At 53.1% G+C, this 21487-nt stretch carries 18 protein-coding genes; 9 read left to right on the forward strand and 9 right to left on the reverse strand.

All coding sequences use genetic code 11. From position 1 onward, the window contains the following. Positions 1-86 precede the first annotated feature (86 nt). Together QQL64_RS10875 and QQL64_RS10880 are read left to right on the forward strand one after the other, a co-directional pair. Complete coding sequence (locus tag QQL64_RS10875; RefSeq protein ID WP_284399198.1) at positions 87-1928, forward strand: tetratricopeptide repeat protein; 1842 nt, start codon at positions 87-89, stop codon at positions 1926-1928. A gap of 239 nt (positions 1929-2167) precedes the next feature. Then, entirely contained in the window at positions 2168-3187 is a 1020-nt protein-coding gene (locus QQL64_RS10880) for a magnesium and cobalt transport protein CorA (protein WP_284399199.1), read from the forward strand. Between the two features lie 84 nt (positions 3188-3271). Here QQL64_RS10880 and QQL64_RS10885 read toward each other — a convergent pair whose 3' ends face one another. Continuing rightward, a complete protein-coding gene (locus QQL64_RS10885; protein ID WP_284399200.1) occupies positions 3272-5401 on the reverse strand; it encodes a S9 family peptidase in 2130 nt (709 codons plus the stop codon). A 153-nt stretch (positions 5402-5554) separates the two neighbouring features. Between QQL64_RS10885 and QQL64_RS10890 the strand changes: the two genes are divergently transcribed. The 7 genes from QQL64_RS10890 (at position 5555) to QQL64_RS10920 (ending at position 14154) form a co-directional block, all read left to right on the forward strand. Then, positions 5555-5995 carry a pilin gene (locus tag QQL64_RS10890; RefSeq protein WP_284399202.1) on the forward strand — a complete coding sequence of 147 codons (441 nt, stop codon included), beginning with the start codon at positions 5555-5557 and terminating at the stop codon, positions 5993-5995. A 328-nt stretch (positions 5996-6323) separates the two neighbouring features. After that, entirely contained in the window at positions 6324-6770 is a 447-nt protein-coding gene (locus QQL64_RS10895) for a pilin (RefSeq protein ID WP_284399205.1), read from the forward strand. A gap of 65 nt (positions 6771-6835) precedes the next feature. Next, a complete protein-coding gene (locus QQL64_RS10900) occupies positions 6836-8890 on the forward strand; it encodes a tetratricopeptide repeat protein (protein ID WP_284399207.1) in 2055 nt (684 codons plus the stop codon). After that, the gene (locus QQL64_RS10905) at positions 8887-10947 is read left to right on the forward strand and encodes a tetratricopeptide repeat protein (RefSeq protein WP_284399210.1); all 2061 of its coding nucleotides are present in this window, start codon (positions 8887-8889) and stop codon (positions 10945-10947) included. The genes QQL64_RS10900 and QQL64_RS10905 overlap by 4 nt, the downstream gene beginning before the upstream one ends. 81 nt (positions 10948-11028) lie before the next feature. Then, positions 11029-12216, forward strand: coding sequence for a glycosyltransferase family 4 protein (locus tag QQL64_RS10910; protein WP_284399213.1), 1188 nt, complete (start codon positions 11029-11031; stop codon positions 12214-12216). Next, positions 12209-13135: an NAD-dependent epimerase/dehydratase family protein gene (locus QQL64_RS10915; RefSeq protein WP_284399215.1), complete on the forward strand. Its 927-nt coding sequence runs from the start codon at positions 12209-12211 to the stop codon at positions 13133-13135. Before QQL64_RS10910 ends, QQL64_RS10915 begins: the two co-directional genes overlap by 8 nt. Next, the gene (locus tag QQL64_RS10920) at positions 13105-14154 is read left to right on the forward strand and encodes a glycosyltransferase family 2 protein (RefSeq protein ID WP_284399218.1); all 1050 of its coding nucleotides are present in this window, start codon (positions 13105-13107) and stop codon (positions 14152-14154) included. Before QQL64_RS10915 ends, QQL64_RS10920 begins: the two co-directional genes overlap by 31 nt. Before the next feature lie 28 nt (positions 14155-14182). On the opposite strand, the gene QQL64_RS10925 is transcribed toward QQL64_RS10920, so the two are convergent. The 8 genes from QQL64_RS10925 to rfbF all read right to left on the reverse strand — a co-directional run bounded on the left by QQL64_RS10925 (position 14183) and on the right by rfbF (position 21462). After that, positions 14183-15673, reverse strand: coding sequence for a lipopolysaccharide biosynthesis protein (locus QQL64_RS10925; protein WP_284399221.1), 1491 nt, complete (start codon positions 15671-15673; stop codon positions 14183-14185). 105 nt (positions 15674-15778) lie between these two features. Further along, positions 15779-16543, reverse strand: a complete 765-nt coding sequence (locus tag QQL64_RS10930; RefSeq protein WP_284399222.1) for a cephalosporin hydroxylase family protein — start codon at positions 16541-16543, stop codon at positions 15779-15781. After that, positions 16537-17349 carry an NAD-dependent epimerase/dehydratase family protein gene (locus QQL64_RS10935; RefSeq protein ID WP_284399223.1) on the reverse strand — a complete coding sequence of 271 codons (813 nt, stop codon included), beginning with the start codon at positions 17347-17349 and terminating at the stop codon, positions 16537-16539. The genes QQL64_RS10930 and QQL64_RS10935 overlap by 7 nt, the downstream gene beginning before the upstream one ends. Beyond that, the gene (locus QQL64_RS10940) at positions 17346-17834 is read right to left on the reverse strand and encodes an acyltransferase (RefSeq protein ID WP_284399225.1); all 489 of its coding nucleotides are present in this window, start codon (positions 17832-17834) and stop codon (positions 17346-17348) included. The genes QQL64_RS10935 and QQL64_RS10940 overlap by 4 nt, the downstream gene beginning before the upstream one ends. Continuing rightward, the gene (locus QQL64_RS10945) at positions 17828-19063 is read right to left on the reverse strand and encodes a class I SAM-dependent methyltransferase (RefSeq protein ID WP_284399229.1); all 1236 of its coding nucleotides are present in this window, start codon (positions 19061-19063) and stop codon (positions 17828-17830) included. Before QQL64_RS10945 ends, QQL64_RS10940 begins: the two co-directional genes overlap by 7 nt. Continuing rightward, the gene (gene rfbC, locus QQL64_RS10950) at positions 19060-19623 is read right to left on the reverse strand and encodes a dTDP-4-dehydrorhamnose 3,5-epimerase (RefSeq protein ID WP_284399232.1); all 564 of its coding nucleotides are present in this window, start codon (positions 19621-19623) and stop codon (positions 19060-19062) included. The genes QQL64_RS10945 and rfbC overlap by 4 nt, the downstream gene beginning before the upstream one ends. Continuing rightward, complete coding sequence (gene rfbG, locus QQL64_RS10955) at positions 19616-20728, reverse strand: CDP-glucose 4,6-dehydratase (RefSeq protein ID WP_345782638.1); 1113 nt, start codon at positions 20726-20728, stop codon at positions 19616-19618. Before rfbG ends, rfbC begins: the two co-directional genes overlap by 8 nt. After that, positions 20692-21462, reverse strand: a complete 771-nt coding sequence (gene rfbF, locus QQL64_RS10960; RefSeq protein ID WP_284399237.1) for a glucose-1-phosphate cytidylyltransferase — start codon at positions 21460-21462, stop codon at positions 20692-20694. The genes rfbG and rfbF overlap by 37 nt, the downstream gene beginning before the upstream one ends. Positions 21463-21487 lie beyond the last annotated feature (25 nt).

Genomic DNA, 21487 nt, shown 5'->3' on the forward strand with positions numbered 1-21487 from the left:
TGATCACATGATCCCGTCAGGCGACAAAGCGCAGATCAGACTTGCTAGGGACTCATCAAATTTCGAGATCAATTAGGAACGCACTTATGCCAGCATCCGCTCCAAAATCAGAAATTACTGGATACGGGATGCGTAATCGGTTGACCTGTGGCGTTGCAGTCATAGTGCTTATCGTAATTGGCGTCGTCTATTGGCCTGTCATACATGCCGGATTTGTCTGGGACGATGTGCTCGACTTCGTCCAGATGGGGTGGCTCAGGCACGGAGATGAGTGGAAGCACTATATCTTCAAAGACTTCAACAACTGGCCAAATTACTTCAGACCGCTGGTCGTTGGGCTCTTTACGCTAGAGGTCCGCCTGTTCGATAGCAGCCCCGGTGCCATGCATGGCGTATCCCTCGCCATTCACCTGATCGACACGCTCCTTGTCGGCCTTTTGTCATGGCAGTGCAGCTCAGCGTTAGGAGATGATCTCAAACGAAGAACTTGTCTGCTCGCCATTTCAATGTTGCTCTATGGACTACATCCAGTATTGATCGAGCCGGTGACATGGATAGGCTGCCAGTTCGACCTCGCCGCAACAATGCTTATGTTGCTGGGGTTGCTGGCAAACACTGTTATCCAGAATCACCTAACGCGCGCAACAGTCGTTGCAATCCTCTTTTTTCTTGCCGCCTGCTGCAAGGAATCGGCAGTCTCGTTTCCATTGATGATTGCAGTTTTTGATTGGGCCCTTATTCCAAGGCATTCGGAGGATGGGCGCCACCCTATCCGAACATTCATCAGGCGAAATTGGCAAACATATACCGCCATGTTTTTCGCCGGAATCATCTACCTTGCTTTCCGTCACTGGGCCCTGGGTCAAGTCCTCAACACGACCGGGGGCAGCTCAGCGTCCGCATTTGCGCGGCTGCAGGAAGTTTGCTTCATCTACCTGCATTACTGGCAGACGCTGTTCTGGCCCATGCATGGAATGAATCCCATCCATGAGATTGACGCCCAGCGATTTCAGACAACTTCCGCATCGTCCATCCTTATCGACGCGACAGCGATCTGCATCGTTGCTGCCGGCCTTTACTCAGCACTTAAACACGCATCTCCGATGGGCTGCATCGTCATGATGATGACCGTCGCGCTGATTCCCGTACTGCACATCAGCTCAATAGCTTTCGCGGCCAGCCTTTACCACGAACGATATGTGATGACTTCTCTTGCGGGCATATGCGCAATGCTCCCGCTCATCCGCGCCCCCATCTATATCAGGCAACGTCAGTTGAAGTTTATTCCGTCATCCGCAGTGATAGCCGGCTGTCTTTGGTTTGTACTTGCAGTAGTCGATATAAGGATGACGTTGCCACTATGGTCCAACAACGTGAGCTTTTGGCAATGGGCTCTCGCCGGCAATCCAGACTCCCTGGACGCAAAAGACAGCCTTCTCAGCGCTTACATTGATACTAAAGATTATGCCCATGCCCAACCGCTGGCGGATCAGCTCCTGACGGAACATGCTTCATGTGCCAATTGCATGTTGAATATCGCCATTCTAGCGGTCGCTAAAAACGATCCCGCACGCGCAGCGATTGCACTGGAGGAAGTGAGAAACTCCAAGGAAGTGGCTGCAGACGAACAAATGTACCGGATGTACCTCCTGACCACAGGCCAAATGTTGCTTTTGCAGGGCCATCCACAGGACGCTGACCAGATTTTTCGTGCCGCAATAGAACTGGATCCTCTGGATCCACAACCACAACTCTCGCTCGCCACTGCACTAGCGATGCAAGGCAAAGAAAGTGAGGCGCGATCGAGGGCTGAATCCGGGATCGCTTTGCTTTCGCCAGACATGCGTGACTCGGCACGCAGGGCGCTTAACAAAGCCATCGATTTAGACATCAAGTTATCTCAACAAGTCAATCATTCAGAGAATTGAGGGAACGGATATTTTTGCATCAGTAGTATGGAAATCAAAAAAGCTCCAAAAAAAATACGCACCATCCTAAACGCCGCCTGACGAGGGTCGACCCGTTAGCACGCGCATGTTCGACAAAATGGCAATTACTCTCAGACACTCGATATCTCAGCCATAGCCCGACCGGATCGGCAATCAACCGTCACACTAGTCGAGGCCCTATTTGCGCGACATCAAGCAAACAGGGCATTATTTGACGTATGTCGATACCCGTGCCCTCGGCCATTGCGACAGCAACCACGCCATCCACGATGGTCGTAAGTTGTGTGGCTTACCATAACGATGGCCGTCGAGCTGGAGACATCGACCTTGACGCGATCAGCGACGCACTGAAAGAACCCGATACTTTCGTCTGGGTCGGCTTGCACGAACCCGATCAAGCGCTGCTACTGAAGTTGCAGGAAGAATTCGACCTGCACGACTTGGCTGTTGAAGACGCTCAACAGGCACACCAGCGCACAAAAATCGAAACTTATGGCGAATCGCTGTTCATTGTGGTGCAGACCGCGCAATTGGTGAGCGGGCATATCGCTTTTGGCGAAACACATATATTCCTGGGCAAGCGCTACCTGATTACCGTGCGGCATGGTGCATCGATGTCGTACTCCCCAGCTCGACGCTCCTGCGAAATGTCACCAGAGTTGCTGGCGTATGGCCCAAGCTATGGGCTTTATGGTGTACTCGACTTTATCGTCGACAACCTGTCGCCCATCGTGCGCGACTTCCGCGAAGAACTTCATAAACTGGAAAAAGACATATTCGCTGACACGTTCGATCGGGGCACCATACGCCGTCTTTACGACATGCAACACGATCTCATGGCTCTTCGACTTGCAACAGCACCGATGCAGGATGTGATAAATCAGCTCGCGCGCCTGCATCCAACGTTGATACCCAAGGAACTGCGGGCATACTTCCGCGATGTATATGACCATGTATTCCGCGTCAACGAATCGATCGGCGCCATGCGCGAGATGCTCACCGCCGCCATCAACGTGAACCTGTCGCTAGTCACCTTCGGCCAGAACGAAGTGATGAAAAAGCTTGCCGGTTGGGCAGCCATGCTCGCGGCGCCCACCTTGATTACCAGCTGGTACGGCATGAACTTCACGCACATGCCCGAGCTAGAAAAACCCTGGGCGTATCCGGCCATCATGGGCTTGGTAGCATGCGTGGTAGCCGGCATCTACGTCATGCTCAAGCGGGCGAAATGGTTTTGAACTACACGCGCGGATCCACGTGAATAAAGAGGCGATGAGCGTTTATCACGATCATCGCCTCGGAAATTTCAACAAAGCTTCGAGTTATTGCGTATTTGACGGCGCACCTTCAGCCGTCCATTTCTTGAGCCACGCGTTCACTGTCTCATGCCATAGCACACTGTTCTGCGGCTTCAGCACCCAATGATTCTCATCGGGGAAGGTAAGGAATTCACTTGGAATACCCTGACGCTGCAAAGCCGTGAATGCGCCCAAGCCCTGTGTAATCGGTATGCGGAAATCGTCGCCCGAATGCACTACCAGCATAGGCACGCGCCAATCTTTGACGTGATTGACCGGGTTGAATTTCTCGTAGTTCTCCGGCACATCGAACTGCCGGCCACCGTTTTCATGTTCTTCGAACCACAATTCTTCGGTGGCGTAATACATCATGCGGGCATCGAACACACCGTCGTGATCGACCAGGCACTTCCACGGTTTATTCCACACGCCGGCGATCCAATATGTCATGTAACCACCGTAGCTGGCACCGAGCGCGCAGGCTCGATCGCTGTCAAGGAACGAATACTTATCCAGCGCTGCCTGCCAGCCTAGCTTGAGATCTTCCAGCGGTTTGCCGCCCCAGTCACCGGAGATGGAATCGGTAAAGGCCTGACCATAGCCGGTGGAACCGTGGAAGTTGATGGTGACGACTGCAAAGCCCTGGCCCGCGTACGTTTGCGGATTCCAGCGATAACTCCAATCGTTATTCATCGCGCCCTGCGGACCGCCGTGAATGATGAAGGCGACCGGATATTTATGACCGGCTTTGTAACCCACCGGCTTTACAACGTAGCCCTGCACGATTTCGTTGTTCCAGCCTTTGAACGTGAAGAACTGAAAATCACCCATCCTGACGTTTTTCAGACGCTCGGCATTGAAATAAGTGACCTGACTGAGGTCACGACCATCGGCGTCGACGGTATACAAATCCGCCGGCCGCTTGAGATCGTCGCGTGCCAGTAGTATTCGCTGGCGCGCCAGCGTGTAGCCATTGACGGAACCGTCGCCGACCACCTGCTTCACCTTGCCGCTAGCGACGTCCACCGCAAACAGCGGACGTTGCCCGTTGTTGTCCGCAGTGACATAGAGCGTCTTGCCATTGGCAGAGATGCTCATATTTGCAGGCGAACGGTCCCAATCCGGATCGACTTCGTGCTTGGCTCCGGTAGCGAGATCCAGCGCCATGATCGCAAAGCGGTCGGCTTCGAAAGCAGGCGTCTTCATCGCCAGGTAGTACAGCGTCTTACCGTCCGGCGATGGCACGGGATAGGCGTCCCACGCTTCGTTGCCGGAAGTGAGATCGGTCGGCGGCGCTGAACCGTCGGCCGGTACTTTGTAGACATCGAAGTTGGTCGACCAAGGCTCACTGGTGCTAGCAATGCGTACGTCGAAATAAACCGTCTTACCATCTGGTGAAAACGCGAATTCACTGTCATCGCCGAACGGTTTGCTCGGTACATCGCCATCGATGCCGCCGGTTAACAGGGTCGGCTCAGCCGGCAGCTGTCCGTCCGCGCCAAGGCGCGCGATATAGAGCTGGTTGCGGCGACCGTCGGCCCAGGTATCCCAATGTCGCACGAAGAGTTTGTCATAAAGCGTGCCGGTGGCTTTGTTCGCGGTGCGACCGTCGAGCCGCTCTTTGGTGCAAGCCAAGCCATGGCAATCGGTGAACACGGCGTAGGACAGCAGCACACTCTTGCCGTCCGGCGACAACTTGTAGTTGTCGATATCCACCGGGCTGTGACTTATCTGCACTGGAGTCGACGCCACGCTCAGATCGAGATCAGGCTTGCCCGTACCGAAATCCAGTCGCCATAGCTGTGCCACCCCGGCCACTGGTGCCACGTAGTAGATGCTACGGCCATCCGCCGACCACCTTGGCGACGAAGCTCCCTTTTCCACCACCTTCACGGGTTTACCGCCGCGTGCCAGATCCAGCACTTCGAGCGCATTGACGCCCTTGTTGGCGGCATAGTCGGTACTGCGCACAGTGAAGGCTGCATAACGCCCATCGGGCGACAGCTGCGGGTCACTGACCCGGTCCATCATCACCAGATCGCGCACGCCGAACGGGTGCGGCATGCCGCTTTCGACCGGCGTGCCGCCCACCAACGTATCCGCGACGGCCGGCACCGCCATCGCCAGCAATAGCGCGGCAAACAGAGGCTTCATAGTGAACTCCTTGTGAAGTGCAAAGGTGTGACGGTAAGGGGGCGTCTTGAAGGAAGCAAGTTTGGCGACAAACAGTGAAAAGCATCACACCGCGGCCTGAGGCTTGGTACGGAACGTGCCTACTTTTTGGGGAAACCAAGGGGGAATACAACCATGTTGCGCCAGCGCAAGGCCACCGGCTTTACTTTGATTGAGCTGATGATTGTGGTGGCGATCATTGCCATCTTGGCCGCCATTGCCATTCCGGCCTATCAGAATTACCTGATTCGGGCACAAGTTTCTGAGGGCGTGATATTCGCCGATTCCGCTAAAACGGCGGAGTGGGATTTCGTTTCCAACACCGGACGCATACCCAAGAACAATGCGTCGGTCGGGCTGTCGAGCCCCGCCTCCATCGCTGGCAAATACGTATCGAGTGTGGATCTTGCGCCCAACGGACAGATCACAGTGACCTTTAACGGCCCTCAAGCGAACACAGCCATTAACGGCCAGACATTGGTGCTTTCGGCGATTACTTCATCCGAGAGCATCAATTGGTCCTGCACCAACAGCTCGCTTCCGGACAAATACCTGCCGACCCTCTGCAGGCATTGAACCGTAAAGCCATGAAGTGACCAAAAGTGTCATTTGATGACAATCCTTGACCAGACCCGATTCCTACGCGTTGGGTTTGCCCCGTCTGAACTCAAATCCTTGACGTATTTGGCTTGTCGACATGCGTGACCCACTCCACAATGCCATTGCCCGATCCATCAGCCGATGCATCGACGGCAGAAGTGGCACATAAGCTGCTTCGATTCGACACGAGCGTCCTGGTCGTTCCTGACGGTAAATAAGGGGGTACCGGTCCCGCCTAGGGGGATTCGGGACTGGGGCTCGGGAAAGTACTACTACGGTTAGCTAGCCAAACAGAGGAACCACCATGAAGAGCATGCAGAAAGGCTTCACCCTGATCGAACTGATGATCGTGGTTGCGATCATCGCCATCCTGGCCGCCATTGCCATCCCGGCCTATCAGAACTATCTGATCCGCGCACAGGTTTCTGAAGGCGCCGTTCTTGGTAGCGCCGCCGAGACGTCGCTTGCTGAGTTCTACCAGAACACGGGGCACTTCCCCACTGTTCTCGCATCGTCCGGCTTGGCCACACCTGCCAGCGTTCAAGGTAAGTACGTGACAAGCGTTGATGGAACCTCGACCGCGGGCGTAATCATCGCCGTATTCGGCAACCAGGCTAACTCTGCTATCAATGGTTCTCAGCTGGGCCTGTCTGCGATCACCTCCGGCGGTACCGTTGCTTGGTCCTGCAACAACGCGCATACCACTGTCGCTGCCAAGTACCTGCCGACCTCTTGCCGCACCGGCGGCTGATACCAAGAAACTCCTCAGTACTGCGAAGGGCCGCCACGTGCGGCCCTTCTTCTTTCGGGTAGGCCATGATGCAAAACCGCTTCACCGCGATGCCGCTTTTTCTGCTCTTGCTGCTTGCGTTTGTCTTTGCCGCCTATTGGCCTGGCCTACATGGCGGCTTCCTGTTCGACGATTTCGCCAACCTCCCGATACTGGGCGATACCGGCCCTATCGATAATTGGCCAGCATTCTGGCGCTATATCACTGCGGGAACAGCCGACCCGATAGGACGCCCACTAACACTGCTGAGCTTCCTACTCGACGCGCACAATTGGCCGGCGGATCCACTCCCCTTCAAGCGCACCAACCTGATTTTGCATTTACTAAATGGTGCGTTGCTGACGTGGCTACTGCGGCGGCTGGGCCATATGCTCTTCCTGGATACCGACCGTCGTCGCATCGACATGGCTGCGTTGCTCGGAGCCTCGCTATGGTTGGTGCATCCGCTGTTTGTTTCGACCACGCTTTACATCGTGCAGCGCGAAGCCATACTGCCAGCCACGTTTACGTTGCTTGGTCTCTTATCTTGGTTGCATGGACGTACAGCGCTCTTACATGGGCGCACGCTCTCAGGTTTAGCATGGACTACGGTTGGATTGGGCGTTTGCACCTTGCTCGGGGTGCTTAGCAAGGCCAATGGCATTCTGCTGCCCGTCCTGGCACTGGTTATCGAATACACCTTACTGCGCTCTGTCCCCCAAGACCCCCTTAGCAAAGGGAAGAATTCCGGCGTTTACCACAGGGCGATGCTCGCGCTTGCATGGCTGCCCGCGTCGATAGTCGCGGGTTATCTCCTGCAGCAAGGCGAGCATGGCCTTGTCCATGGCATTCCATCGATACGACCGTGGACATTGGGGCAGCGCTTGCTAACCGAACCGCGCGTATTGGTGGATTATCTCGATTTACTTTGGCTGCCGCGCCCGTTCACGCCGGGACTGTTCAACGACAATATCCAGGTCTCCACCTCGCTCTGGTCTCCCTATACGACGCTACCCGCGTTACTCGTAGTGCTAGGGTTGATCGGATGTGCCCTGAAATTTCGCCGTCAGTTACCCGTACTGGCAGCAGCCACATTGTTCTATTTCGTAGGTCAATCCATCGAGTCCAGCACCATTCCTTTGGAGCTTTATTTCGAACACCGCAATTACTTGCCGGCCATGCTTATGTTTTGGCCGCTGGCGTTGTGGTTGTGCAGCGTACGTCAGTCGAGGTTCACTGCCGCTCATACAGCAGCGGTATTCGCCAGCATAGCCCCCTCGATACGGCACAGGGCGAAGCTGGCACTTGCGGTAGTGCTGTTGCTAGGCCTCGCCCTAATGACACATTCTAGTGCCGAATTGTGGGGCAATACACACGATCAGGCTTTGCTCTGGGCCGAGTTGAACCCTGACTCACCACGCGCGCAAGCCAATGCCGCGGTGGCAGAAAGAAACGCCGGTCACCCAGAGCATGCAGTTGTCCGCCTACAGCATTTACTCGTCAAGGATCCTAACCAAGTGCAACTGGCTTTGAACCTGTTCAATGCTGAGTGTCAAGTCGGCAGCATCGATCAAGCCACACTAACCGCCTCCCGAACCGCGTTACGCACGGCCCGCGATACTGGCAGTCTGCTGGTGCATTGGTTTGAGAGAACCATGGAACAAGCCACTAACCCGCCTTGCCCCCAGTTGACCTTTCAGACCATTGCAGACCTGCTGGATGCAGCTCAAGACAATAGGTATCTGGCAGATGTTCCGGGACGCCAGCAGGATCTCTACTACTTGCAAGGTCGGTTGGCGTTGATGCAGAGCAATGCAAACGTCGCCCTCGCAGACTTTAATTATGCGTTAGACCTGAATGTACGTGCGCCAATAGCGCTTGAACAGGCGGCACTACTGGGCTCTATGGGTTATCAGCGCCAAGGGCTTGCGCATCTCGATCATTATGAAGCCGTACGGGATCGAACCGTTCCACCGAACATCGGTATGCCGCAGGTACACGCGTGGATACTGCAACATCAACAGTACTGGCCCAAAGAAATGGCACACTTGCGCACTACACTGAGTGAAGATGCTAGCAACCCACTGCTCGGTGGCAAATGAATTTACTCAATACGATAAAGCCTGCGATGCAATTCAATCGGCCTGGATGGGCTCTGTTGCTTGCCGCACTTGCGCTGACCGTCGCCGTCTATTGGCCCGGACTGACGGGAGCATGGTTTTTCGACGACTATCCGAACATCGTCGATAACCATGGTGTACAACCATCCAGTGCAAGCGTGCCATCGCTGATCAATGCGGCACTCTCCTCTCCCTCCAGCGAATTCAAGCGCCCTCTCGCATCACTGAGCTTTGCTGCAAACTATCTCTTTACCGGGCTCACCCCTTACTGGATGAAGCTGACCAATCTGGTCATCCACCTTTTGAACGGTTTATTGGTGTTTCTGCTTTCACGGCAGCTGTTGTTCGCTGCCACGACATTGAACTGGCGGAGTGATTCCAAGGGGACGATCACTTCTGATGTGCCGCGAAATGCGAGAGATAGAACGACTCAAGTAGAGCTGAATGCCGCACTTATTGCCACAGGCTGGATGCTGTTGCCGATCAACCTGACGGCCGTGCTTTACATAGTGCAGCGCATGGAGAGCATGGCCAATCTGTTTGTCCTGCTGGGGTTAATGGGTTACGTCGCTAGCCGACAGCGAATGTTGGAATTCAATTGCAGCAGCGATGCCACGCTTTCCGAATCACTTTTCGGCCGCGCAAATGAAATGCGTATGAGTAGCATCATGCGATGTGCCGTCAGCATCATTATCCCGACCGCCATCGGTCTTCTCGCGAAGGAAACAGCGGTGATGCTGCCGCTATATGCCCTTCTGATTGAATGGGTACTATTTCGCTTCAAAACGTTATCTGGGAAATACGATTTAGGTATTACGGCGCTTTTTCTGCTCGTTCTTTTTTTACCCATGGTTGTCGGACTTACATGGTTGGTCCCAGGCCTACTGAACCCACAAACCTGGGCCGCGCGTGATTTCACGCTGAGCACACGGCTTCTCAGCGAAGTGCGTATCGTAACGAACTACATCGCTTGGAGCCTGCTACCCACACCTCAAGATCTATCGTTTTACCACGACGACTTCCGTATTTCGACTGGATTGCTTTCCCCTTGGACAACGCTCGCCAGCATGCTCGCGCTGATTGGTTTAATCGCCATAGCGATAACGCAGCGGTCTCGTCGCCCACTTGTAGCTCTTGGTATTGGGCTTTTTCTGGCTTGCCACCTTTTGACAGGCACCATTATTCCGCTTGAGCTGATCTACGAGCATCGCAACTACTTTGCCAGCTTTGGATTGTTGCTGGCCGTGATACCCATGCTATCGGCGATCGCTCCAATGTCTTCGGAGAAATCAACACGATTTGTGCTATCTCGCCGAGTGCTACTCGTTGGCTTGTTATTGCTGTGGGGCAGCGAGACCGCCCTTACCTCGATCGCCTGGGGAAATCCATTGCGACTTGCTGAAGAACTGGCCGCCCGCGCTCCCGATTCACCTCGTGCAGAGTATGAGCTGGGACGCACCTATATTATTTATTCAGACTACGATCCGGCTTCGCCATTCACCAAGCTGGCCTATGCACCATTGGAGCGTGCAGCAGCGCTTCCAGGCGCATCGATTCTGGCCGAACAAGCGCTTATCTTCATGAACGCTCGCATGGACTTGCCGCTCAAGGACGCTTGGTGGGACAGCCTAATCGCAAAGCTCAAGGCGCATAAAACCACTGTGCAGGACGAAAGCTCGCTGGCCACATTGACTCAATGCGCTCGGGAGCACAGCTGCAACCTGCCCAAAGATCGCATGATGGCAGCTTTCATGGCCGCCCTCTCTCATCCAGATCCCGATGCGCGGCTACTCGCCAATTATGCGGATTACGCGTGGAACGTACTGGATGACAGGCCACTTGGTGAACGAATGGCCGAAGAAGCCGTAAAAGCAGATCCACGCGAGCCAGCTTATCGCATCACTTTGATCCGCATGCTGGCCGTTCAGGGTCGCAAAGCCGATGCGCTCGACGCCCTGCAAAAGCTAGAGTCGCTCAACATTGGTGGCCGGCTCAATAGTGATTTGGCCAAGCTTCATACGCTGCAGGGCTTGCAATGACCTTATCAAATAGATCCCCAGGGGCTGAATCAAGCCAGGCTGCGATATATATCGCCAAACGCGATTGGACACAGTCCGACAATGAATATTGATCAATCGCCAGGTACTTCAGACGCGACAAGTTCGCTCGAAGAAAACAATGGAGCGATCCGCGTTCTGTTACTGAGCACGTCCTATCCCCGTGACACTTCAGACTGGCGCGGGGTCTTTATGCGACATCTCGTCGGTGCACTTGGCCGCGCAGGTGAGTTGAAGCTTAGTGTTTGGGCGCCACCGGGCGAACTACCTGCCGCGGCGATACCGATTATGACGCCGCATGAGAATGCCTGGCTCCACCAATTGATGGAGGCCGGAGGGGTTTCACACTTGATGCGTAGTCGCGGCAAGCACGCAATATCGGCCCCACTTAAGTTAATTCTAATGATTCGCGCGGTTTATCGCCGCCATGTTGATACAGACATTTATCACATCAATTGGCTGCAATGTGCTCTACCTTTGCCAAGCAACAACAAGCCTGCGCTAATTACTGTCTTAGGAAACGATCTTAAGCTTTTGCGCCTTCCATTCATGAAAAGCTTGCTCAGGCGAGTGGCTAAGAAACACAAAGCAGCGATATGCCCAAATGCCGAGTGGATGCACGCACCACTTCACGCCGCATTCGGAGACGTAGCTAAAGTAATCCCCGTATCATTTGGAATCGACCCATGCTGGTACGCTATACAGCGCCACTTGTCATTAGAGAAACCCAAGCACTGGCTTGCCGTCACACGCTTGACCGCTGACAAGCTCGGGCCTTTGTTCGATTGGTCACGCGACCTGTTCAGCGAAAGCGGCCGCGAGCTACACCTGTTCGGCCCGATGCAAGAGATGATTGCTGTTCCCCCATGGGTGCACTATCACGGCGCCGTGTCACCAGAACAGTTGGCGACAAAGTGGTTTCCCAGTGCACAGGGCCTAATCACGCTGAGTCGCCATGCAGAGGGGAGACCGCAAGTGATGCTTGAGGCAATGGCAGCAGGGCTACCCATCATTGCATCGCATATGCCGGCGCATGCGACGATTGTTGACGATGGAAATACGGGCATCCTTTGCGAGTCATACGAAGACTTTCAACTCGCTCTGAAGACACTGGAAGATAATACTACTAACGTCCGTTTCGGCTCGGCCGCACGCGCTTGGGTAAGCCGTGAGATGGGCACATGGGATGATTGTGCCCAACGCTATATTCGAATATACCGATCGCTGCTTCGGAATGACACCAGTGAGTGAACATATTCTTGTTTTTGGTGCCGGCGGTTTCGTGGGCCGCCATTTGGTGCGCGCACTGGTGGAACAAGGGCACAAGGTGATCGCCATCAGTCACCACCCAATAACCTTTGGCGAAGCAGGTGTCGAGACCGTAATTGGCGAACTGAACAAACCTGAGCAGTTCGCGCCATTGATTGACCGAAGCCGCGTAGTTGTACATCTCGCATCTCGGTCCACTCCCGGCAACTCCGCGGGTCGCGTAATGGCAGAGTTACAAAACAACCTTCAACCTACATTCGCGTTGCTAGAAGCTCTGCAGGATAAGCCCAAGACAGAGCTACTTTACCTATCTTCAGGTGGAAGTCTGTACACAACGGCACCAACCGAGCTTACGACGGAATCTGCAACCACGCATCCGCGCTCCTACCATGGCGCAGGCAAAGCCGCCGCCGAGCATTTCATATTTGCTTGGTGTAGTCAGTTCGGCGGTGCTGCTACTGTATTGCGACCATCCAACATTTACGGCCCCGGCCAAACCGAGCGCGCCGGATTTGGCATCGTCCCAACCAGCTTCGGAAAGATTGTTCGCGGAGAACATCTTACCGTCTGGGGCGACGGCACAGCGATACGCGACTATCTTTACATTGATGACTTCCTATCGCTCTGCATGGCCATTCTCACCTCACCAATGCCACCTGGTATGCGTGTACTCAACGCGGCTAGCGGCATCGGGATCAGTCTTAATGACCTGTTCAAGGTCTTGGAGAATGTTACCGGACGACAACTGCCACGTATTTATGATGCGGGTCGTAAAGTTGACGCACTTCGAGTGGTTATGGATGTCGCCTTGGCCCATGAATATTATGGCTGGGAGCCGTTGACTTCATTACATGAGGGATTGAGACAGACATGGGACTGGTTCACCACTACCCAGCGCTGAAACGCCTGCAGACCCCTACATGCTCGGTTTGTATAGCCAACTACAATGGCGATGCTTTGTTGGTCGATTGCTTGGACTCCGTTCTAGCCCAACAAGGGAGCGACTGCATTGAGATCATTGTGCATGATGATGCTTCGACTGACGGCTCAGTTCGATTACTGCGCGAAAAATATCCTCAGGTTGAATTACTCGTAAGTGCAGAGAATGTCGGATTTTGTGTCAGCAACAATCGCATGGCAAACCATGCTCGCGGTGAATACATATTGCTGCTGAACAATGACGCGGCCCTCTACAATGACGCACTTTCAACACTGCTGGAAAATGCACGCAAGCAACATGCCCCCGGCATTTTGACACTTCCGCAGTATGACTGGATCACCGGCGCACTAGTTGATCGAGGCTGCCTGCTTGACCCTTTTTACAATCCCGTGCCAAATCTCGACCCTGAGCGGCACGATGTCGCGATGGCGATAGGCGCATGTCTATTCCTATCGCGCAAACTTTGGATTGACCTAGAAGGATTCCCTGATTGGTTCCAATCCATCGGTGAGGACATGTATTTGTGCTGCCTTGCGCGCCTACAAGGATTACCCGTGCAAGTTACTTCCAGCAGCGGATATCGACATCGTCAAGGAATCAGCTTTGGTGGAAACCGCGTCTCTTCAGGAACGCTCCAAACCAGCTTTCGTAGACGTCAACTAAGCGAACGAAACAAGTGCTCTACATTATTAATTTGCACACCCACCGCCATCGTGTGGCCACTGTGGCTGCTGCACCAACTTCTCTTGTTGCTGGAAGGTGGCATTTTGACTTTTCTTAAACACGATCGGCGCATATGGCTAGAAATCTACTGGCCGACCCTCAAGCACGTGCATGCTGCGATGCCCGCGCTAAAAGCACGGCGGCGTCAAGTACAATCGAAAAGACAAGCAACGCTAACAGACTACTTATCCGCCTTTGCTTCAGCGCCTCAAAAGCTCCGGCTCTTGTTGCGCCACGGCTTTCCCACGATTCGTTGACGCGTCAAGCGCAAACTCCGCTGAGTTCTCAGTCTATCCAGCTGAGCATTTTGAGTGCGCGTGCTCGAATTATTGGCGCCGCGAGTGCAGCCACCGTCAAAAGTAATAAGGCATAGGAAAGAAGTGCCGCAACTTCTAGTCGTTGCCCTAAATGCGCTGGGGAAAGTAAGCGTAGCAACAACCCTGCTAGGACGGCTGCCGCAAGCGGCACTCCCACATCCCTTACGTACCAATGCCATTTTTCGCGAGGCAGAAGTCTACGGTGCATGAGTGGTATCACTACTACGATGTAAGAAATATTCAAAACCAACCATACCCATGCAGCCGCCGTTACCCCATACCTAGGAACGAGCATCAATAATGCCGGCACCACTACGACTAATGCCACTGCGTTAATGCGAACAGTCAAACCCGTCCAGCCATATGAAAGCTGAAGATAGTAGGGAATCGTCATTAGTCCGTTAAACAGGCTGCCACAAGATAAAATTGCAGCAATTACATATATTCGATCAGATAACACTGCACTCTTTGTCCAAACCTCTAAAAGCTCATGGCCAAACATGACGATAAAGACCGTTGCGGTTCCTAATAGCACAGTGATCAATTGTGCTGCCGAGTGATAGGCGTTAGCCAAGGCAGGCTGCTGGCCATTGCTATGCAATTGTGTGAAGCGAGGATAGAAAGCCTGTGCGATTGGGTTAACTAGGCCCAGCGGTGTCTGCGCCACGACAACCGCAAAAGCGTAGTAGCCAAATGTTTCCAGCGATAACAAACGAGAAAGTAAAATTTTATCCATATTGCTGAGTAGTAGCGAAATGCAGGTAATCGCCATCGTGCCCGCCGCGAAACGTCGAACACCCTGCAGCGCATTGAATGAAAATGATGCCGGCACCGCCTCATGTGGCAAAAGCGAATAGGTCGCCGCAGCAAGTGCGCCGATGCCTATCGCAGAAACAGTAAGCTGCCACAAAAAGAATGCCTGAATTGAGTTTGCGACCAACGCGAGAACTACAACTGCGCCGAGACCACGCAGCGTCGCCATTACACCAATAACCAAGTTCATGAGAACCTGCTTTTGCAAACCGATCATGGCGCTGCGATATACATTCTCAATAATGCGCAAACCCACCAGGCAACCCATGATTACTAGTGCGTGCGCAACCGCATCTATAGAGAGATTTTTCGTCACAAACCAATCATTTGCCAACCATGAAGATGCTAACCAGAGACCCGTCATCATCGCTAGCGCAATGCAAGTCGAGACAACTTCAACACTGCGCAGCAGAGTGCGAGCCGAGGAAGTGCTATCCGCACTACTATTTAAACGAGCCATCTCTCGGCTGATAGTTGGCGCCATGCCTAGATCTAGTAACGACAGCAATCCTTGAAGCATGGCAAAAACGCCGATCAGGCCATACGCCTCTATCCCGAGATATCGAATATAGAGCGGCACAAACGCCAAATTCATCAGCGCCGTCCAACCAGTGCCCAGATAGTTAGCAACAATATTTTGCTTCAAGCCCACTTCAAACACCCGCTCTCGCATGAAGACCCATACCGGCACGGCAAATACGAGTTTGGCTTGGAAGAGATCATACAGACCTGTATGGAGCCTCCCCTTCGCTCACTTGATTCGACGCAAAAATGCGTTCGGCCAGTAAGTGACACGCTCGGTAATGTTTCCCTCATTGAACAGGAAGACAGGCTCTTCGAGAATGAAATCGCTACGTGCTTCAAGAAAGTCCTTGACTGCAGATTGTGGATTGTCTGATATCCATTCTGGTTTGGTACGCTCCGCACCTACTATTTCTTGCATTATCCCGTCGCAGGCGACGATATACGAACCCGGTGCCACCATATCTGCGTAAGCATGTAGTTCAGCTAGCACGTGCTCTCTCGAATGATTGGAATCGAGAATAACCATGCATCGATCTTCAGGTCTTACTAGATCATGGACCTTGTCGATGATCCCTGCGTCAATCGATGATCCTTCCAGCATCGTGATTCGCTCGAACATCTCGTGCGACTCGATAGCCTTCCGATTGTGGGGACGGATTTCAATGTCAACGCCGATAACACGACCGTGGCCCATAGCTTTCATCAAGCTCGCATAGAAGATAAGGCTACCGCCATGGGCGATTCCTGTCTCGATTACGACATCCGGCTTCACAGCATAGATTAGCTCTTGTATACGAAGCATATCTTCGGGCAATTGAATGATCGGACGCCCCATCCAACTGAACCCGTACACGTATTTGGCATCCCATCCACTTCTAAGCCATGCGCGCGAAATCAAATGGAATGCCTCGGGAGAACCGATGGCAACGGTTCTAACCCCCTCTAATGAGTCTATGTGAACAACACCTTGCTCCAAATCAATCTTCAGCATCTTATTTGTTTCCTGTACTCGGTTACCAAGGCCGCCAAGATAGGCAGCACCGAAGTTGGCTCAAACGAAAATTCGGTTTTCAACCGATCGATATTAATCGACGGCGAAGTATCGACAGGCGCACCCACTCGTACGGTTAGACTTGCGCCTGAGGCAGACTGTATTGGTTTCAATAGGTCTCTGTGCGAGATACTTCTACCTGATGCTACGTTATAGCAGTTGTATTTACCGCTAAGAGCGATCTTTGGAAGGATATCGACTACGTCATCAAGGTATATGTAGTCTTTACTAGAATCCAGCGAAGTCCGCAGTTCGATAATGCCTTTTTCGCATGCGTCCCGGATAATCTCGAACACAAAATTCTTTGAGCGAAAGTCACTCCCGAGCACATTGGCAAGCCGGGCTATGCGCACTCCTTGACGGCCGCTGGCATAACAAATCGCTTCACCTGTGAGTTTTGTAAGATCATAGAGTTGATCTGGTTCGTCCGAACGCAATGAAATAGCAGCTGACTCTTGCCCATGACCGGCGTGTCGATATAGTCGCGTCGATGAAAGGTACAAAAACGAGTCGAAGTCGGCTTCCTTAAGGACGCGTGCTGCAACCGTGGTATTCGCGTCCAGAGTGTCGAATGGACGTTCACGAAAATCTGCCGTCACACCCGCCGCGTAAATGATGTGCCCCGGCTTGCTAGGTAGCTCGATGGTGTCACGCGATGTCGTTAGAACTTCGAAACCCATAGCGCGCATTTTTTTGACTAAAGCACCGCCAATGAAGCCCGTGGCCCCAATCACTGTAAACCTCATACCCTCGTACCCAGCATACGCAGCGGATTGCCTCCATACACTCCATAGCTTTCGAGCACGCCTCTTATTACAGAGCCGGCTCCGATCACACATCCATTCCCGACCCTCGCTCCATCGAGGGCTACGCAATTAGCTCCGATCCATACATCGTCACCGATTTCGATGCCCCCCTTACTGGGCCGAAAGCCTTGAGCGACAATTAGAACATCGCGCTTCAGGTATTCATGATTGACCGGCGCAAATGTGCAATTTGCTGCAATCGCCACGTCCTTGCCGATGCGGATGCCGTTGCCGGTGTAGAACACGCAGCCTGAATTGACGACCGTGCCGGCACCGATCTCAAGATCACCGCTACCGCCAGCAGGCTTAATTTTGACGAATGCATCAATCGCAACACGCTCACATATTTTGATGCGCGTGCCTCGAATCGAGTCTTCGATATCTGCTAGCGGAGAAATCTTGGCGGATGGGTCGATGATTAACATGCGGGTATAACGCTCAGCTGCGGCACAGCCGTAACGAAGGAACCTCCCCAGTTCCTGATATAAGCCAGTTGCTGCATGATCTCACTTTTTAGATTCCAAGGAAAAATAACCACATAACTCGGCTTATGCTGCAACAGATGTTCTTCCGATACGATCGGAATCCGGCTACCTGGTAAATATTTACCCTGCTTTGCTGGGTTTTTGTCGACTACGAAAGCCAACAAATCACCCCGGACGCCGGCAAAATTCAGCAGCGTATTTCCCTTTGCGGCGGCACCATAAGCCACCACCTCCTTACCCTCTCGCCTAGCCTTAAGCAAGAAGCCAAGGAACTCATTTTTGACGACCTCCGCTCTAGCTTGAAAATCCGCGTAGAAGGCAGGATTCCGGACACCAGCGCTTGCCTCCTGCTGTAGGAGACGTTCAACGCTGTCACGTATTGTGCGCCTCCCCGTATCGCTACGTTGACAAAACACTCGCAAGCTACCTCCATGCGTCGGCAACTGCTGCACTTCATACGCAACCAAGCCATTGTCGGCAAAGATCTTATTGACGGCGGTCATCGAAAGATATGAAAAGTGCTCGTGATATACCGTGTCAAACTGATTTTCCGCCATCAGCTCAAGCAGGTGTGGAAATTCGAAAGTCACAACACCATGCGGCTTTAGTAGTACGGCGAAGCCCGCCACAAAATCATTGATATCGGGTACATGCGCTAACACATTGTTAGCCACCATCAAATCAGCCTGCCTACCCTCTTCCAGGAGCGCTTTGGCCAATCGAACGCTAAAAAAGTCCTCAACTACAGGCAATCCTTTGGCACGAGCACTTTGCGCTGTACTGGCCGTTGGTTCAATGCCCAGACAGGGAATCTTGTGTTGTTTGAAATACTGCAACAACGAGCCATCATTCGCAGCGACTTCGACGACGTGGCTGTCTGGCCCCAAGTCAAATCTCGCGATCATCGTTGTGACATATTGCTCGCAATGATTGAGCCAACTGATAGAAAAACCGCTGAAATAAGCATACTCGCGGTCAAAAAGTTCGCTCGCCTCAGAAAAATCTTCGGTCTGTGCCAACCAGCACTCGCGGCAAACAAGCACGGAAAGTGGAAACCACTTCTCAGGTCTCTTTAGCGAGTCAAGGGACAAATACGCATTGGACGGGGGCGTGCTGCCGAGGTCCACTAACGATAGGTCCAGATGCGCGCCGCAATGTCGACAATTCACGCTTTAACTCCATCAAAAGCATCAGTTAACTTTGGATGTGCCAGGTCGCGAGGTGAAAGTCCCGTTACGGGTTGCGGCCAATTGATGCCAATCCTGGGGTCTTCCGGATGCAACCCGCGCTCATGTGATGGCTCATAGGTTTCTGTATGGACATAGAGCATCTCGCAATTTTCGACCAAAGTCTGAAATCCATGAGCGAACCCTTCAGGGATAAGCAGGGCCAGACCATTCTCCGCACTGAGTGTCGCCGCATACCAATGGAGGAATGTTGGAGAACCTTGGCGCACGTCGACCGCAACGTCAAAAACACTCCCACGCAGGCAAGATACGAGTTTAAGCTCTGCATACGGGGATAACTGGAAATGCATCCCTCTGACCGTGCCACGCTCTTGCGTCAGGGTTCGATTTATTTGCACGATCGTGCGCTGCCCAATTTGCTCGCGAAAGTCGTGCGCGTCGTAGATGCGCTCAAGGTAACCACGTTCGTCTCGGCGTTGCTTGCGCCGGATCAGCATTAACCCCGAAAGCGGCGTTTCATCTATATCGAAGCGCTCACTCATCTGGCTGCCCAGTCAAGTAGCTCTCAATCTGCGACTCACTGATCGATCGCATATCATTTCCTTCGATCCAATGACGCTGCCACGCAACCGTTTCTTTCAATGCTCGCGTCAGCGGCCAACGAGGCCTCCAACCAAGCAGTTTTTGAGCTCGACTGCTATCTAAACTGAGTGTTGCCGTTTCATGCGGATTGACTTCGGATGAACAGAGCTCCACGGAGGCATTCATTCCCCACATATCAGCCATGGCCTGAGCTACGTCCCCCACAGATGCATCGTCGACCAAGTCCGGCCCAAAGTTCCATGCATCTGCATAGCGGCTCCCCTCCGAATTGGCCAGATGCTCTGCGAGACACATGTATCCGGACAGCGGCTCAAGCACGTGCTGCCATGGCCTAATTGCGGTTGGATAACGCAAACGCACTGGCTTTCTTTCCGCAAAAGCTCGCAGGCAATCGGGCACTAGTCGATCAACAGCCCAATCACCACCTCCGATAACATTACCGGCACGTGCAGTCGCGATTCGTGGTGAATTATGCGTTGCAAAGAAACTAGCGCGATAGCTAGAGACCACTAACTCTGCTGCAGCCTTGCTAGCGCTATAAGGATCTCTCCCGCCGAGCGCATCGCCTTCACGATGAGGATTTTCAGATTTGTCGTTCCCGTATACCTTGTCTGTGGTCACGACAACAATCGCCCGGATGGACTCGACGCCGCGCGAAGCTTCAAGCAGATTGGCAGTTCCCATGATATTAGTAGCGAATGTTTCCAGCGGATTCCGATAGCTTTCTCTCACTAAAGGTTGAGCCGCCAAATGAAAAATCACTTCGGGCTGCGCGCGTGCTATTGATAAGGCAAGCCGCTCGAAATCCGCCAGATCTGCGCGTGTATCTGAAGCAAGTGACGAACCCACCTGCGCAATGCGAAACAAAGAGGGATCCGTATTCGGGTCCAAAGCGTAGCCATGCACCTTAGCTCCAACTTTGTTTAGCCAAAGAGAAAGCCAACTACCCTTGAACCCAGTGTGCCCAGTAATAAAAACGGACCGTCCAGCCCAATATCCGGCCATAGTTACCATACCTTCCAAGGCGCCTTGCCGGACGCCCATAGATCTTCGAGTACATTCTTCTCGCGAAGAGTGTCCATGGCTTGCCAGTAGCCGCGATGCTCAAATGCCATCAGCTGCCCTTCGCTGGCTAGCTGGGTAAGCGGCCCTATCTCCCAACTGGTTTGATCATCCTTGATTAGATCCAGGCATTTGGGCGACAAGACGAAAAAACCACCGTTTATTAATCCCCCATCTCCGCGAGGCTTTTCCGTAAATCCTGAGACTTTCGCCCCATTCATTTGCAAAGCACCATAACGTCCAGGGGGCTGCACCGCGGTGATCGTCGCCCATTTTCCATGCTTCCGATGGAACTCAATTTGCGCAGCCACATCAATGTCAGCAACACCATCGCCATAAGTGAAGCAAAAGGCCTCTTCTTCGCTGATGTGGGATGCAACACGCTTCAACCGCCCTCCCGTCATTGTCTCCTCGCCGGTGTCCACAAGGGTTACCCGCCATGGCTCAGCATGCTTTTCATGTACCTGCATCTGGTTGCTAGCCATATCGAAAGTTACGTCCGACATGTGGAGAAAATAGTTCGCGAAGTACTCTTTGATGACATAGCCTTTGTACCCGCAGCAGATAACGAATTCATTCACTCCATAGGCTGAATAAAGTTTCATGATGTGCCATAGGATCGGTTTACCACCGACCTCTATCATTGGCTTTGGTTTAAGGTGCGTCTCCTCAGAAATTCGAGTTCCCAGACCCCCTGCCAAAATCACAGCTTTCATAAAGGTATCCCGTTAAGTCGGACAG

Source organism: Dyella lipolytica, assembly GCF_030160075.1.
Taxonomy (GTDB): Bacteria; Pseudomonadota; Gammaproteobacteria; order Xanthomonadales; family Rhodanobacteraceae; genus Dyella_B; species Dyella_B lipolytica.

Coding starts and splice junctions, on each gene's coding strand:
- QQL64_RS10875 (WP_284399198.1), top strand. CDS start 87: ATGCCAGCATCCGCTCCAAAATCAGAAATTACTGGATACGGGATGCGT.
- QQL64_RS10880 (WP_284399199.1), top strand. CDS start 2,168: ATGTCGATACCCGTGCCCTCGGCCATTGCGACAGCAACCACGCCATCC.
- QQL64_RS10885 (WP_284399200.1), bottom strand. CDS start 5,401: ATGAAGCCTCTGTTTGCCGCGCTATTGCTGGCGATGGCGGTGCCGGCC.
- QQL64_RS10890 (WP_284399202.1), top strand. CDS start 5,555: ATGTTGCGCCAGCGCAAGGCCACCGGCTTTACTTTGATTGAGCTGATG.
- QQL64_RS10895 (WP_284399205.1), top strand. CDS start 6,324: ATGAAGAGCATGCAGAAAGGCTTCACCCTGATCGAACTGATGATCGTG.
- QQL64_RS10900 (WP_284399207.1), top strand. CDS start 6,836: ATGATGCAAAACCGCTTCACCGCGATGCCGCTTTTTCTGCTCTTGCTG.
- QQL64_RS10905 (WP_284399210.1), top strand. CDS start 8,887: ATGAATTTACTCAATACGATAAAGCCTGCGATGCAATTCAATCGGCCT.
- QQL64_RS10910 (WP_284399213.1), top strand. CDS start 11,029: ATGAATATTGATCAATCGCCAGGTACTTCAGACGCGACAAGTTCGCTC.
- QQL64_RS10920 (WP_284399218.1), top strand. CDS start 13,105: ATGGGACTGGTTCACCACTACCCAGCGCTGAAACGCCTGCAGACCCCT.
- QQL64_RS10930 (WP_284399222.1), bottom strand. CDS start 16,543: ATGCTGAAGATTGATTTGGAGCAAGGTGTTGTTCACATAGACTCATTA.
- QQL64_RS10935 (WP_284399223.1), bottom strand. CDS start 17,349: ATGAGGTTTACAGTGATTGGGGCCACGGGCTTCATTGGCGGTGCTTTA.
- QQL64_RS10940 (WP_284399225.1), bottom strand. CDS start 17,834: ATGTTAATCATCGACCCATCCGCCAAGATTTCTCCGCTAGCAGATATC.
- rfbC (WP_284399232.1), bottom strand. CDS start 19,623: ATGAGTGAGCGCTTCGATATAGATGAAACGCCGCTTTCGGGGTTAATG.
- rfbG (WP_345782638.1), bottom strand. CDS start 20,728: ATGGGCGTCCGGCAAGGCGCCTTGGAAGGTATGGTAACTATGGCCGGA.
- rfbF (WP_284399237.1), bottom strand. CDS start 21,462: ATGAAAGCTGTGATTTTGGCAGGGGGTCTGGGAACTCGAATTTCTGAG.